Consider the following 15993-nt stretch of genomic DNA (forward strand, 5'->3'; position numbering starts at 1 on the left):
GTGCAAAACTCTAACAATTCGTTATGATTTTTGCACATTTTATTTTGTAAATTAGTCTATCACTATGGACGAAGATTTTTTTAATAACGAGCTAATTGAAGGTTTTGAGCAAATGCTTGATAATCGTGAATATAGATATTACGATTCGGAGGATTTGGTCGAAATTATTGAGTTCTATCTTGAAGTAAATGATAACGAATATGCAAAACGTGCGTTGGATTTTGCAGAAAAAATGCATCCCGAGAATATAGATATCAAAATCAAGAGAATTGAATATTTTCTTACAATTGAGGATTTAAAAAAAGCTGCAAAACTCATCAAAGATTTAAAGGATTTAGCTGCAAACGAGTTAGATTATCTTTTGGTACAAGCGCGTTTTTGGGGAATGAAAAATATGCCTCGAAAAGCGATAAGTTTTTATGAAGAAGCTTTGCAAATAGACGACGAAGAAACTGATTTTATTTGCAATTGTATCGGAAATGAATATTTGAATTTAGATGAAGTTCATTCTGCGTTGATTGCTTTCAGAAAAGCATTGAAATTCAATCCAGAAAACGATTATACTTTCTATTCTATCATTCAATGTTACGAGGAAATTCATAATCCTGATGAATGCATCGAATTTCTGAAAGATTTTATTGACGATAATCCATATTCGGAAGTTTCTTGGTTGCAACTTGGTCTGTTGTACAATCACAAAAAAATGTATGACGAAGCTATAAATGCGTTGGATTACGTGCTCGCGATTAATCCTAACTCTATTGTTGGTCATGCTAACAAAGCGCTTTCATTGGAAGAATTAGGAGAATATAATAAAGCAATAGAAACGCTAGAAGAAACATTAGAATTTGATGATTCGCCAGCTGTTACGCATATGAAAATTGGTGAATTGTACGAAAAGTTAGAGAAACCACAAAAAGCATTGAAAGCTTATCATATTGCGATAAAAGAAGATCCGCAATTGGATAAAGTTTGGGCAAAAACATCTTCGCTTTACAACAAATTAGGAAATATAGAGGAAGCCGAATATTACATTCAGCGTGCAATAGAATTGAATGGCGATAGTTACGAATATTATACAGATTCAACTTACTATTTTCTGAAACAAATGAAGTTTGAAGAAGCTATAAAAAACCTTTCGAAATTGGTTCAATTAAAGCCTTTAGTTTTCCATACTTGGTTTGCTTACGTCGAAACTTTAATTGCTGTTGGCGAATACGAGGAAGCGATTGCAGTCTTATTAACAGGCGCTTTAAAGAATTTTAATCGTGCCGAATTTTTCTATCAATTGAGTAATGTCTATTATATTACAGAGCAAGATCAATTAGGAAATGAAGCGTTGCAAAATGCATTAAGTTTGGATCGAAATTTAAAAGATTCTATGATCGAATATTATCCGATTTTAGAAGAAAAAATCAATCAAATTTCTGGAAATAACGAATAAAAATATAATTCTTAAGCCATCTTTTTTAGATGGCTTTTTTCTTCACAGTAAAATAACACAGGTTTATTCAAAAAAACTTAACTTTATGATACTAAACAAGCCTTATGAACTTTATCGCACATCAATATTTATCTTTCGGAAATCAATCGCTTCAAATTGGGAATTTGCTTGGTGAAACTGTAAAGGGAAAACAATATCTAGATTTTCCAGAAGAAATTCAGAAAGGGATTTTATTGCATCGTTCGATTGATACATTTACAGATTCTCACGAAACGGTGAAGAAAAGCTCAAGTTATTTTCACGAAACACAGCACAAATTTGCACCAATTATTATTGATGTAATTTATGATTATTTTTTGATTAAATATTGGAATAATTATTCTGAAACTCCTTTCGAAAAATTTAAAACAGATTGTTATCAATTATTTAAGGATGAATACAATTCGCTTCCAAAAAAACTACAAGAAACCATTTTTTATTTGCTAAAATATGATTGGTTCGAAAATTATTCGACCATAGAAGGTGTTCAAAAAACATTAAAAGGAATCGGAAGTCGAGCAAAATTTGAGAATAATTTACATCAAATCATTCCCGAATTTGAAAAAAGTTATGCGAATCTAGAAACTGATTTTCTGTCATTTTTTCCTCAAATCCAAACGCATTGCATGAACTTTGTATTCGTTGATTCTCAAGTCTAAATTTCATTTTAAGAATTCGATAAAATTCATTAGTTTAGGGCTGTAAACAAACAGAAAACCACAATGGATTTAACTTTTAATAAAAGAGAGGATCATAACAAATTATTACTTTCAAAACTACGCCAAAAACTGAAACAAGTTTACCTTGGCGGAGGTCAAAAAAGAATTGATGCGTTGCATAGCAAAGGAAAAATGTCTGCAAGAGAACGTATTGATTATCTTTTAGACGAAAAAAAACCGAACATTGAGATTGGTGCTTTAACAGGCGATGAAATGTACAAAGAACACGGCGGATGTCCTTCGGGAGGTGTTGTTGTAAAAATTGGTTACATTTCTGGCAAACAATGTATTGTTGTTGCGAATGATGCAACTGTAAAAGCTGGTGCTTGGTTCCCAATTACAGGTAAAAAGAATTTGCGTGCGCAAGAAATTGCGATGGAAAATAAATTACCAATTATTTATTTAGTGGACAGCGCAGGTGTTTATTTACCAATGCAAGATGAGATTTTTCCTGATAAAGAAATGTTTGGTCGAATTTTCCGCAATAATGCAATCATGTCATCAATGGGAATTACTCAAATTTCTGCTGTGATGGGAAGTTGTGTTGCTGGTGGAGCATATTTACCAATTATGAGCGACGAAGCAATGATTGTAGACAAAACGGGTTCTATTTTCTTAGCTGGAAGTTATTTGGTAAAAGCTGCTATTGGAGAAGACATCGACAACGAAACTTTAGGTGGAGCAACAACACATTGCGAAATCTCTGGTGTGACTGATTATAAAGCAAAAGATGATAAAGATGCGTTGGATAGAATAAAATCTATCGTTGGTAAAATTGGTGATTATGAAAAAGCTGGATTTAATCGAATTGAAGCAGCTAAACCTGCTTTAGATGAGCAAGAAATCTATGGTATTTTACCTGAATCTCGTGCTGAGCAGTACGATATGTATGAGATTATTAACAGAATTGTTGATAACTCGGAATTGGACGAATATAAGCCTGATTATGGGAAATCAATTATCTGTACGTATGCGCGAATTGATGGTTGGGCGGTTGGAATTGTAGCTAATCAACGTAAAATTGTGAAGTCTAAAAAAGACGGAATGCAGTTTGGTGGCGTGATTTATTCAGATTCTGCGGATAAAGCAACTCGTTTTATTGCGAATTGTAACCAAAAGAAAATTCCGTTAGTTTTCTTACAAGATGTAACTGGTTTTATGGTTGGATCTAAATCTGAACATGGTGGTATTATCAAAGATGGTGCAAAAATGGTGAATGCAGTTTCTAATTCTGTTGTTCCAAAATTCACGATTATAGTTGGAAATTCTTATGGCGCAGGAAACTATGCTATGTGTGGAAAAGCATATGATCCTAGATTAATTACAGCTTGGCCTTCGGCTCAATTGGCAGTTATGGGAGGTGAACAGGCTGCGAAAGTTTTGTTACAAATAAAAGAAGCCACTTTGAAAGCACAAGGTGTAGAAGTTGATGAAGTGAAAAAGCAAGAACTTTTGAACGAAATTACAGCAAAATACAATGATGAAACAAGTCCTTATTATGCTGCGGCACGTTTGTGGACAGATGGAATTATTGATCCTTTGGATACGCGTAAATGGATTTCGATGGGAATTGAAGCTGCAAATCATGCTCCGATTGAAAAACAATTTAATTTAGGTGTTATTCAAGTTTAGAAAAACAAAAATATTTTTAAAAATAGAAGAGAATCCAATTTTAGGATTCTCTTCTATTTTTTGAATATTGTTTGAAACATGTAAATCAAATCTTGTCGAAAACTCCAATTCTTTACATATTCTACATTGATCTTAACTTTATCTGGCCAAAGAATTTCATCATTATATTTGATTGGATCATTTACATTGGATAAAATTTCTTCTTCTTTACGATATTTCAATTGAGCAGGACCAGTAATTCCAGGTTTAACTTTCAACATCAATCTATCCTCTCCAATCAATTTATCTGCATAACCAGCAACATCTGGACGAGGACCAACAAAACTCATTTCTCCTTTTAGGATATTAAACAATTGTGGTAATTCATCCAATTTATAATCTCGAAGAATCTTTCCAATTTTGGTAATTTGATGTTGATCCGTTGTTATTGTCGATTTAGAAACCCCTTTCATCGTTCTGATTTTATAAATATTGAAAAATCTTCCGTCTTTCCCAACTCTTTTTTGTGTAAAAACGCCAAATTGATTGGTATCTATAGAACTTATGATAATTAACAAAACAATTAATCCCACTAAAAAAATTAGTAGGATTAATGCAAGTATATAATCAAATATGTTCTTTAAGATCATTTCAATTAAAAGAATTTACCTTTAATTCGAGAAGCTAAACGTTTTATTTTTCCGAATGATGAATTATCAAAATTCTCATCTCCAGCAAAATATCCGTAGCCGTATCCATAACCGTAACCGTAGCCGTAACCATATCCGAAACCATATCCGTAACCGTAGCCAGTTTTAATTTGGAAATCGTTGAATATAATTCCGACATTCGAAACTTCACCTTCATCGTATTTATTCGAAATTGCATTGATAAAGTTTTTCTCAGAATAGTTGTAACGTGTTACATACAATGTACAATCTGCATAACGCATCAAATCGTACGAATCTGTTACTAATCCTATTGGCGGTGAATCTATAATTACGAATTCATATTTCTCTTTCAATTCAGTAAATAATTGATCCATTCGATTACTCAAAATCAATTCTGAAGGATTTGGAGGAATTGGACCTGCTGTAATAATATCTAAATTTGGTAAAATTGTACGTTGCGTAATTTGATTTAACTCTAAATCACCCGCAACATAGTCTGTAACACCTGTCTTATTATTGATGTTAAAATCATCAAAGATTTTTGGTTTACGTAAATCTAATCCAATCAAAACCGTTTTCTTATCCATAGAACCGATTGAACTCGCAATATTCATCGCGTTGAAAGTCTTTCCTTCACCTCCAATGAATGAGGTTACCAAAATCGTTTTATTATTTTCTTCAAGTCCTGGATTCTTGTATAAATATTTCAGATTAGAACGAATTGATCTAAACGATTCAGAAATTCCTGATTTTGGATTGTTGATTACAACTAAAGGTGAATTATCTCCCAAAGAACCAACTAAACCAATAATTGGAATATTTGTACGACTTGTAATATCTTTTAGTACACGAACTTTGAAATCTAATAATTCTTTAATCACTACATAAATCAAAGGAATCAACAAACCTATTCCCAAAGCTATTAAATAATTACGTTTTGGATTTGGATAAATGGAACCTTGACCTTGATTTTTAGCTGGATCAATAATCGTGATATCAGATACGATAGATGCTAAAGATAAATCAGTTGTATTTAATTGATTAATTAAAGTTGAATATAATGTACTATTTAATTCAAATCCACGATTTGCTTCAACAAATTCAATTTCTTCGTATGGTAAATCTTTCGCTTTGAATTCAGATTCCGCCAATTTCGCGTTAATCATGGATAGATCTGTATTCAACTTTTGTAAATGCGCATTAACTACATTCGAAATATTATTTCTTGTTTTAGCTAATCGACGATCAATTTCTCTAATCTCATCAGTGTTCTCTTTATAAACTTTTAACATTTGCTCGCGCTGATTCTCAAGACCTTCTAATTGATCTACATTCGTCATGTAATAAGACACATCAAGACCGGCAATATTAAGAGCGATTAAATTATCAACACTACTCGATTTTTTAGGCATTAAACGATGTAATGCATTGATTTTCTCTTCTACAGTTACGCGTTCTTTATCTAATTCAGTAAGTTTACCTAAAAGCTCACCTTTTTTTGAATCGAAATTATAAACTCCTGTTTTCTTCTGTAACTCTTGTAAATTATCTGTCGCACTATCTAATTTAAGTTTAACAGCTGCGATTCGTTCTTGTAAATATTTTCGAGTTTGAAAAGCAGATAGATTTCTTTCTGCTAATTCGTTCTCAATTAAAACTTGAATAGAGTTATTTAACAAATCAACCGCTTCATTCAAACTTTCAGCATTTTTTGATACAGCTATTATACTTGAAATTTTAGATGGATTTGTAACACTAAAATTCTGTACTGCTCTCCCAGTTGCATCTTTGATTGTGACTAATTTAAATGATATTGAACTTTCAGAAAATGGTACATTTGAACGAGTCAACATGATTTTATAGTTTTTACCAACCATCCATTGATTATAATAACCAATCTTAGGTAGATTCAACTCCTCAGACTTTATAATACTATCTTTAGTAAATTGATATAAAGAACCATTTTTGTTCTCAACTTCAAAATAAAAAGAGTTATGATCTTTAGGTTTTACTTTTACATCAACATAAGCAACTTGTTGATGTAAAGTATCAATATGAACATGAAAAGGAGCATCTAATTTATATATATTAGATTTTTTTAAACGTCCTTCTTCTGTATAATAAATATAAGATTCTGTCCTTTTAACAACTTTTTCGTTATGTATACGAGAAGTTAATGTATACGATAACCCATCGATTTTATTTGCATTTCCTCCCCAAATAAAGTTAATAGAATTCGAAGCTAATGAATTATTAGCAGAACTATTATCTTTAATTTTAAATGTTGTATTTGCTGTATAGATTCTGTTTAACTTCCAACTATTAAGATAATAGGCAACTGCTAATGCTATAAGCATCGAGATTATGTATAATGGCCAAGCATTTAACAACCTTGGTATAAGTCTTTCTATATCAATAAAGTCAGATTGTTTTTTCTTACTTTTTTGATCAATAGTTGTAGTTGTGTTTGCCATCTTTAAATTTTATCAAAAAATAAATAAACACCCAAAATTGTTGCGATTGCTCCCATTACAGTAGTTACTACTGTCAGAGGATTAAGTCCTACACCCCATACTTTTTCTTTACGAGGGTTAACAACAATAATATCATTATTCTGAATCCAGTAATACTCAGAATTCATAATAGATTCTTTTGTTAAATCCACATAAACTTGTTTTGTACCATCTAAATCTGTTCTAATAATTCGAACATTCTTTAAATCAGCATAAATATTATTCGATCCTGTTTTTGAAAAAGCTTCTAAAATTGTTAAGTCTCTTTTGTTTGCTCTATACGTACCTTGTTGAACCTCTCCTACAATAGTATACTCAATACCTGCTAAATTAACGTCGATAAAAGTTCCTTTTTCATCATAGATTTTATAAAACTCATCTTGGATTTTCTTACGCGCCTGTTCTATAGTTAATCCTTCTAAATGAACAAAACCGATTCTAGGTAATTCTATATTTCCATCTTTTCTAACTACCACTCCAGAATTTTCTCCTTGTGCAAAAGTTCTATTCCCTGAAGATATAAAATCACTAAGTATCCCCATTGATTCTCTAGATGCTGAAGAAACATTTATTAATACTCGATCCCCTTTCTGAATATAATATTCTGGCTTATCAAAAGTTATTTTACCATTTGTATCTAATTTTAAATTTGGATCAGGTTGAATTAATTGAACATCTTTTAATGATATACACGAAAATAAATTCATGAGGATCAATAAAATTACAGTTTTGGTTAAAGTTGATTTTAAGTAATGCATTTTTATAATGATATTTTTTTATTCTTTTTTAATACTACAGCGTATCGTAGAGAGACAACAAAACTAATTGATAAAACAATAAAGATCAAAAATAGTTTATTAATTTCAATATTTCTAAAATAATACCCAATGAATATAAAAAAAATGTTAATAAGTACTAATATTATTGAAGTTTGAATATGAGTAAACCCTAATTTTAAGAATTGGTGATGGAGATGGTTTTTGTCTGCCGAAAATGGACTTCTTTTTCTAAGAATTCGGATTGTAAAAACCGATAAAGTGTCTACGATTGGAATAACAAAAATAAAAAGTAATAAAACAGGTCCTGTTTTTAAACCTAAACTAGAGGTTTCACTAATGTATAAAAAGCGAATTGCCATAAAAGTTAAGATAAATCCTATCACCATAGAACCTGTGTCTCCCATAAATATTTTAAACTTTTTGGACAAATTATATCTTCCAAAACCTAGTAAAACAGCTAATGTACTAACAGCTAATATTCCTATTCCGTAATCAAATATTCTGTAGAATATATAAACAAAACACAAACTAATTACTATACCAATTCCTGAAGCTAAACCATCAATTCCGTCAATTAAATTGAATGCATTTATTAGTACTATAAATACAAAAATGGTTAATATAACTCCAACAAAATAAGGAATCTCGTAGATACCAAATAATCCTGAAAATGACTTAATCATTATACCAGAACCAAAAATAATTAAAATGGTACTTATTATCTGACCATATAATTTTTTATCTGGAGCTACAACTAATAAATCATCCATTAATCCAATAAAAAATAATATTGTAATTGCGGATAAAAAGAAAGAATAGTTAACACCTAATTCTGTAGCAAATATCGATGTTGAAACTACTATTCCAAAAAATAAAGCCACTCCTCCCAAGGTTGGCACTTTATTAACATGAGAACTTCTTTCTCCTGGTACATCCATCAATTGTTTTTTGTAGGAAATACGTATAATTTTAGGAATTGAGATCAATGTAATGATTAATGCAAAAAAATAGGCTCCCATTATGTTAATATATAAAGGAGAAATGTTTAGCGTATATAAATATTCTAATAATTTAAAATTTTCCATATTTTTTTAATCCATTCATAGCCCAAAAAAATGTATAATATGATGATTTGAAAATATTCATTTTTAAATAATTTCTATAAACATCATATTGTTTTTTAGCAATTCGTAATTTATTTCGAGAAACAGAGTTATTTCGAATTCTGTAAATAGCTAAAGATTCATTGATTGCTCTTGCATATTTTATTTTACCTAACAAATCTATCCACATGGCATGATCTTCTCGAAGTTCTACATCTGGAACTGGTATTTTTCCAATTCGTTTTGAATCATATACAGATGTTAACATCGGAATAGGACAATTGTATAAAATTCGATTTCGATCTACTTTATCTACAGCAATAAAATCTGCTAACAATGGCTTTAAATTTTCATCAACCCGCTTATAACTTGAATAAACTAACTCTTCATTATTCTCTAACAAATAATTAATCGTAATCTCTAAAAAATTTGGCAACCATAAATCATCACTATCGAGAAATGTAATAAATCTACCTTTTGCTTTATTCAATGCTAAATTTCTAGAATAGGCAGCTCCTTGGTTTTTAGATTGAATAATTAATTTTATTCTATTATCATTAAAAGATTGAATTATTTCGACAGATTTATCTGATGAACAATCATCTACAATAATCCATTCCCAATTCTTATAGCTTTGAGATTTGATAGAATTGTAAGTATCAGCTATATATTTTTCTGAATTATAGCATGGTGTTATAATTGATACTATTTCCATTTCCATAATCCGTAAACTGCCTCTTTATTAAAAAATGTTCTATAATTACCAAAATTCGATTTATGTCCCTGTTTAACTTGAAACCAAAAAATCAATAAAATAGTATAAGAAACAAAACTTACATAAATAAAATTCCGTTTAAACTTTTCTCCGTTGAAAGAATACACTAATCTTCCTACTGTAAGCCCTAAGAAAACTAAATAAAATCCTGGTAATCTAATACCAAAAATTCCTTTTCCTAGAAAGAAGTAAAGTAATACTCCAAAAACAAAAAGATTACGGAAATAACAATATAATTTATCTTCTACAGCATATTTATTATAAATAATAATTGAAAGAATTGAAATAATCTTCACGAAATCACCTACTGCTACACCATCACCTTCATTATATAACTGACTTTGATAATCCTCAAACTTATCTTGTCCAATTGGCATATATTGCATAATAACCTCAATAATAGAATTTAGTCCTGTATAGAAACCTATGATAGAAAACACAACTAACCAACCTATAAATTTTTCATCAAACTTCATTGGAGCAATCCAATAAGCAAGTAAAAAAACAATTATAGATTCATGAAATTGAAATCCAATTGTAATACAAATCAAAAACTTTATTAGGTTACGATCGATTACATAACGTATAGAATAAAGTGCAATTGCATTTGCTAAACCTTGCCTAATATGTACATGCTCTTCGAACATAAAGTTCGGCATCGCATAAATAAATAATACTAAAAAAGGAAATCCTCCGTATTTATAGAAAGTTGTTGTCTTTAGAATAAGAGAAGTTGTTGCCACTACTAACGTAAGCATTCCAAAATCAAAACCATAATCAACTAGAATTTTGTTTAATCCTAAATAACCTTTTTCCATACTCGCCATTTCAGCAAATCGATCAAATTCTGACCAACTAGTACTTGCTAATAAGTTAAATGTATTAAAATAAGCTACCCAATCAGGACTCAATGCATACCCTAATCCAGCAGTTAAACACATTATCACAACAATTAATACATATAATTGTGTACTAACCTTTTTATTAGAAAATTCTAAAAAAGATGCGACAAGTAGAAATGCAAATATGAATAAATAAATAAAACTCACTACCGATTAAAATTTAAGTAATAGTTGAGGATAAATCATGGCTAAATGGTAAAAAATTCTTTTTTTCAATGGTAATGAATTTAAATAATTTCTATCGAAACGTATATAGTTTTTAAGTTCTTTTTTTGTTAAGTTATTCGCCTTTAAAAAGTCATTCAAAACATTTAACATTTTACGCTTCAAATTATTATCTTTCACATAAGCCAAATAAGCTAAATACGAATAATAACCTTGTATGATTTGAAAACGCTTTAACTCAGTTACAAATGTATTGTAATTACTCTGATAAAAATAATTTGCCACCTCATTTACAGCTACAAACATATCCAAACCTTTTTCTGTATGTGTTTTGCTTATAGAGTTTTGTCGTTCAAAATACTTATAAAAAGGTTCATTAATTTTAGAAATAACACTCGAATCTAAAACTAATTTCGGAATCAATTCTATATCCTCAAAATGAATTCCTCTTCTAAATCGATGATTTTCAAACAACGATTTTTTAAAGATTTTATTACAAGCAAAGCAACTCATTTCTCCAAAAATTGTAAAATCATCTGATAAAACTATTTTTTCTGGCAATTGAGGCGATTGTGGTAAATCACGAAATTCAGTTCCTTTTTCATCAACTTTTACCAAATCACATAAAACAATTTCAGATTGATGTTTTTTTGCCAAATCAAACATCTTTTCAAACATTGCTGAATCTATATAATCATCAGAATCAATAAAAGCGATAAACTCTCCTTTAGATTTTTCAATTCCAACATTTCTCGCATCACTTAGTCCTCCATTTTCTTTGTGAATAGAAATTACGCGCGAATCTTTAGAAACAAATTCATCAATTATTTGTTGCGAATCATCCTTAGATCCATCATTTACAATAATCACTTCAATATCTTTTAACGTTTGATTCAATATCGAATCTAAACATTTCGAAAGATACTTTTCAGTGTTATAAACTGGCACAATGACGGATATTTTAGGTTGAACTGACATTATATTTTATCAAAAATTGATTCGTATTTAGAAATAATAATCTCTTTGCTAAAGCGTGAATAAATACTTTTTACTATTTTTTCTTTATCGTGAGATTGATTCAAAATTTCTTTCATTTTTTCTGCAAAACCTTTTGAATCTGAAATTGGAAAAACTTCAGCATTAATACCTTCTTGCACAATTTCATTGATTCCTCCTGGACAATTATTTGCCAAACTATAAGTTCCACAAGCTCCAGCTTCCAGCAAAACATTCGGAAAACCTTCGTAACGAGAAGAAAGTACAAACAAATCTGCATTTTTTAGGTAAACAAATGGATTTGAAACTTTTCCTTTAAACGTTACATTATTTAAACCTAACTCTCCTTTTTGTTGAGCTAGTTCATCTTTAAAAGCTCCATCACCAAGAATCGTTAAATGTATATTTTCTCCTTTCAATTCATTCATCACATTCAATAAAAGATCAAAACCTTTTCGTGGTGAAAGATTTCCTATTGCCACAATATTTTTATAGCTCGTGTCAAAACCGATAGGAACATTTTCTATTTTTAATCGATTAATCAAATCAAAATCAACTGGATTATTAATTTTTATAATTTTATTTTCCGAAATTCTAAAATTATCAACCAAATCATTTTTCATATCGTCACTTTGCGCAATAATTTGATGAAAATTTTTATAAAATCGATAAAAGAATAAAATTTCTTTACGTTTTACATGTTCAGAAACTACATTTGTTTCTCTTGTAATAAACTTCGTTTTCGGAAAAAATGAAATGATTGGTGATAAAAAAGCGGAAATTTCTCCCCAACCTGTAAAAACAATTTCTGGTTTTAACTTTTTAATCAACGGAATAATTTTGAAAATCGAATAACGAATACGAGAAACCTTTAATTCAATAATTTCAACATCATCTTTCAAATGATTCAAATAATAACCTTCTTTTTTGAACAACACCAATTTTGGACAGAATTTTGTTCGATCCAATTCATTACAAAGCGTTGTAATTACTCGCTCCGCACCTCCTTGATTAAGGTCTGGCAATATGAAAAGTATTGTTTTCAAAAAATTTTAATCAATTCTATTATTAATATAACCTTCCGTTGCTTTTTCGTTCGAAATAATTTGCATTGGATTTCCTGTCACAATCGAATTATCTGGTACGTCTTGCGTTACATAACTGTTTGGCGCAATCAACACGTTATTTCCGATTGTAATTCCACCAACAATTACGGCATTTGTACCGACCCAAACATCATCTTTCAAAATTGGAAAACCTTTCAATTTTCCTCTATTTGTCTGTCCTAACGTTACGCCATGCGCTATATTGCAATTTTTTCCTATTTTACATTTCGGATTAACAACAACAGTTCCCCAATGACCTAAATTTAAACCTGCTCCAATTTCTGTTTTTGCAGAAATTTGATAGCCATATTTAATCGAATAACGACGCAGCAATAAACGATAAATCAATCCTAAAGGATGTTTTGTAGAATATTGTTGAGCTTTTCTTAAACAATAAATAAAACGAAAACCTGGACTTATAAAGCCTTTCAATAAAGGAGAATTTGTCCAATATCCAAAGTTTCGATAAAAATCTTTCTGAATAATTGTCTTCATAATTTAGTTTAAATATTTTTCAATTGAATTTACTGCATTACCTAACTCAAAAGGTAGTGTTTTACCTTCAATGATTTGTTGATATTTTTGAGCAATTTCAGGATTTTGAATAAAATATTTCATTCCATCATAAATTGCTTCTTCTTCATTATCGATAATATATCCTAATTCGCCATCATTTAACATTTCTCTAACTCCCGAAACATCTGTTGTAATAATTGGTTTTGCTAAAACCATCGCTTCAAATAAAACAGTTGGATAACCTTCGTAACGAGAGGACAAAATATAATAATCGGCTTGAACAAAATAAGGATATGGATTTTCTTTGAAACCAATCAAATGTGCTGTTTCTTCAACTTTTAATTCTTCAACCAATTTTTTGATATTCGGAAAATCATAACCATCACCAACAATCCAAACTTGATGTTGAAAGCCTTCGTCTAACAATCTGCGATGCGCTCTCAATAGACGATCAAATCCTTTTTGTGGAAAAACTGTTCCGATTGAAACAAATGTCGGTTGATCATTTTTTTTCTGAATCTCACAAGGTTCTAAAGCTGACTTTATAATTTCATTGACATCAATAGGATTATAAATACGAACCACTTTTTGTTTTTGTTCATCTGAATTTGCTAAACCTAAAAATAATTGATTAATCTTTTCTGAAATCACTAGAATTTGATCAAACTCGAAAAAGTTTTTCAATCGTTTTGTTGTATATTCAGGAATATTCGACAAATCATTGTGAATCCAAACTATTTTTTTAGAAGATTTAATCGGAGAATTCAAGATTTCATCTGCCATTCCATGAATTGCCGCAAACTCTATATCGTATTTTTTATTCGGTAAAATAAATTTGTAAAGCAACTTTGGAAATGATGACAAAATCTTTTGATAAATCACTCGAAAAGCTTTTTTCGGAATATCCTGCGGACGATTTGTCGTAATCATTTCACCTTTATTCAAATAATAGATATTAATCCAAGACGGAACATCTTTGAGATATTTACCTGAATAAAGGTTTAACAATAAATCTATTTCGTATTTTTCTGCTGGAAGATTTTTGAGAAAAGTGACCAATACTTTTTCAGCACCTCCATGACGAAGTGAGCCAATACGTATTAATATTTTCTTTTTAGCTGACATTATTTCGCAGTCGATTTTCGTTTATATAAATAGAAATCTCTACCAGAAGGCTTGAATTTGTATATTTTGTCTAAAATAGGATTGTCAGATTTTGCTACATCTGCAACCTTAAATTCTTTGATCAATTCGTAATCATTATAAATGGATTTATCGGCCAATTCTCCTTTGAACATTGGCTTGAAATCTTCTAAAATATATTTCGGTTTTGCTTTATTGATAAGATTAGAAAAACCTACTTCTTTTCCATTTTTCACGATATTTTCTTCGGTTAATCTTTTATCAACCAACCCAACGTAATCAATTACTTTTAACTTAGAAAAATAAGGAATATAACCTGCTGGTTCTAGGAATATATAATTGTCTTTATTAGGCTCAATTGAATCTAAATACAAACCTATTTTACGTGCATGATTCCATTCTCCATGTCCTGTTGCAATAGAATGAACAGCTTGATAAGCTGTAAATGGAATAAAAAAGACGATAAAATAAGCAATTGATAATGATTTGTACTTTTCCGAATCTAAAACGATTAATATAATAGGCAAAAACAAACAGATTTGAGGAATCCAATAATACCAATCGAACCATGAGTTAGCCGCACCAAAAATGATGGTTTTTACAACTCCAAACAAGAATAAAAACGAAACTACTTTTCGTTTATCAACATTCCATTTTTTGTTTAATACAACCAAACAAACCAACGAAATTATAAATAATAAAATCGTTGAAAAGTTAAAGATAGATGTTGGAAATTTTACAATCCCGAAATAATTTGGTCCAAAGAATTTGATTTCATTCCATCTTTCTAAAATAGTTGGATTTGAGTAGTTATTCTTTTTTGAAGTAATTGTATTATTTACAATTTCTCCAAAATAAAACCAATTAAAAGCTACTGTAGATAAAACAGCTAAAACACCACCAATCATCAATGCGTTATTCCATTTACGTTGTTGAATTACATCATAAATAAATAACAATCCTAAGAAAATACAGGTGTCAATTCTAGTCCAAAGAATTAGGATCGGCATCAATATAAATGCCCAATTTTTTCTTTCTACAAAACCATATTTGATTAATGCCATATAGAAAAAGAAAAGCATTCCGAATTCCATTCCTAAAATTGACATTTTTATAGCAGGTGGTAAAAAACTAACAAATAAAATGAATAAAATAATCTTATTTGTAGAATTAAAAAATAGTTTTCCAAGCCAATAAATACCAATTGTCAATAAGATTGTATTGAAAATAAGGAGTGGATAAATGAAGTTTCCTTCTCCAAAAAAAGACTGAAAAATAACTCCTACAAAAACATAAAGATGAGTTGTAGAGGCCGAAATTTTTTCAGCACCATTATATCCGTAGACACCATATTCGATGATATTTCGAGCAACACGCCACGAAATTAAAGCATCTTCTTGTATATGGCGAGTAAAGAAAAAGATAGATTTAAGAAGGAAAATCAATATTGAAGCAATAAAAATTTTACTTTTATTCAAAGAATCTTTCATAGTTATAGTTTGGTCGTGCAA

General features: G+C 29.8%; 14 protein-coding genes. 3 read left to right on the forward strand and 11 right to left on the reverse strand.

The features are described 5' to 3' along the window. The first annotated feature begins 64 nt into the window (after positions 1–64). The 3 genes from N5D03_RS08190 to N5D03_RS08200 all read left to right on the forward strand — a co-directional run bounded on the left by N5D03_RS08190 (position 65) and on the right by N5D03_RS08200 (position 3834). Positions 65–1444, forward strand: coding sequence for a tetratricopeptide repeat protein (locus tag N5D03_RS08190; protein WP_280051344.1), 1380 nt, complete (start codon positions 65–67; stop codon positions 1442–1444). A gap of 104 nt (positions 1445–1548) precedes the next feature. Further along, the gene (locus N5D03_RS08195) at positions 1549–2142 is read left to right on the forward strand and encodes an ACP phosphodiesterase (RefSeq protein ID WP_280051345.1); all 594 of its coding nucleotides are present in this window, start codon (positions 1549–1551) and stop codon (positions 2140–2142) included. 63 nt (positions 2143–2205) lie between these two features. After that, positions 2206–3834 (forward strand): carboxyl transferase domain-containing protein, encoded by a 1629-nt coding sequence (locus tag N5D03_RS08200; protein WP_219034162.1) that lies wholly within the window; start codon positions 2206–2208, stop codon positions 3832–3834. A gap of 53 nt (positions 3835–3887) precedes the next feature. Here N5D03_RS08200 and N5D03_RS08205 read toward each other — a convergent pair whose 3' ends face one another. The 11 genes from N5D03_RS08205 to N5D03_RS08255 are packed head-to-tail and all read right to left on the reverse strand — an operon-like array spanning position 3888 to position 15972. Next, on the reverse strand, positions 3888–4463 hold the full coding sequence (locus N5D03_RS08205; RefSeq protein WP_280049184.1) for a sugar transferase: 576 nt from the start codon (positions 4461–4463) through the stop codon (positions 3888–3890). A 5-nt stretch (positions 4464–4468) separates the two neighbouring features. Further along, positions 4469–6958 (reverse strand): polysaccharide biosynthesis tyrosine autokinase, encoded by a 2490-nt coding sequence (locus N5D03_RS08210; protein WP_280051346.1) that lies wholly within the window; start codon positions 6956–6958, stop codon positions 4469–4471. A 2-nt stretch (positions 6959–6960) separates the two neighbouring features. Beyond that, the gene (locus N5D03_RS08215; RefSeq protein WP_280051363.1) at positions 6961–7704 is read right to left on the reverse strand and encodes a polysaccharide biosynthesis/export family protein; all 744 of its coding nucleotides are present in this window, start codon (positions 7702–7704) and stop codon (positions 6961–6963) included. 53 nt (positions 7705–7757) lie between these two features. Next, complete coding sequence (locus tag N5D03_RS08220; RefSeq protein ID WP_038335348.1) at positions 7758–8861, reverse strand: MraY family glycosyltransferase; 1104 nt, start codon at positions 8859–8861, stop codon at positions 7758–7760. Next, the gene (locus tag N5D03_RS08225) at positions 8848–9594 is read right to left on the reverse strand and encodes a glycosyltransferase family 2 protein (RefSeq protein WP_280051348.1); all 747 of its coding nucleotides are present in this window, start codon (positions 9592–9594) and stop codon (positions 8848–8850) included. The genes N5D03_RS08220 and N5D03_RS08225 overlap by 14 nt, the downstream gene beginning before the upstream one ends. Beyond that, a complete protein-coding gene (locus N5D03_RS08230; RefSeq protein ID WP_280051349.1) occupies positions 9585–10703 on the reverse strand; it encodes an EpsG family protein in 1119 nt (372 codons plus the stop codon). The genes N5D03_RS08225 and N5D03_RS08230 overlap by 10 nt, the downstream gene beginning before the upstream one ends. A 6-nt stretch (positions 10704–10709) precedes the next feature. After that, on the reverse strand, positions 10710–11699 hold the full coding sequence (locus N5D03_RS08235; RefSeq protein WP_280051351.1) for a glycosyltransferase: 990 nt from the start codon (positions 11697–11699) through the stop codon (positions 10710–10712). Continuing rightward, a complete protein-coding gene (locus N5D03_RS08240) occupies positions 11699–12763 on the reverse strand; it encodes a glycosyltransferase (RefSeq protein ID WP_280051353.1) in 1065 nt (354 codons plus the stop codon). Before N5D03_RS08240 ends, N5D03_RS08235 begins: the two co-directional genes overlap by 1 nt. A gap of 6 nt (positions 12764–12769) precedes the next feature. Beyond that, positions 12770–13318, reverse strand: a complete 549-nt coding sequence (locus tag N5D03_RS08245; protein WP_280051355.1) for a serine acetyltransferase — start codon at positions 13316–13318, stop codon at positions 12770–12772. A gap of 3 nt (positions 13319–13321) precedes the next feature. Continuing rightward, a complete protein-coding gene (locus N5D03_RS08250) occupies positions 13322–14464 on the reverse strand; it encodes a glycosyltransferase (protein WP_280051357.1) in 1143 nt (380 codons plus the stop codon). Beyond that, on the reverse strand, positions 14464–15972 hold the full coding sequence (locus N5D03_RS08255) for a hypothetical protein (protein WP_280051358.1): 1509 nt from the start codon (positions 15970–15972) through the stop codon (positions 14464–14466). Before N5D03_RS08255 ends, N5D03_RS08250 begins: the two co-directional genes overlap by 1 nt. Positions 15973–15993: the final 21 nt, after the last annotated feature.

Origin of the sequence: Empedobacter sp. GD03861 (assembly GCF_029840885.1) — a bacterium.
Taxonomy (GTDB): Bacteria; Bacteroidota; Bacteroidia; order Flavobacteriales; family Weeksellaceae; genus Empedobacter; species Empedobacter falsenii_B.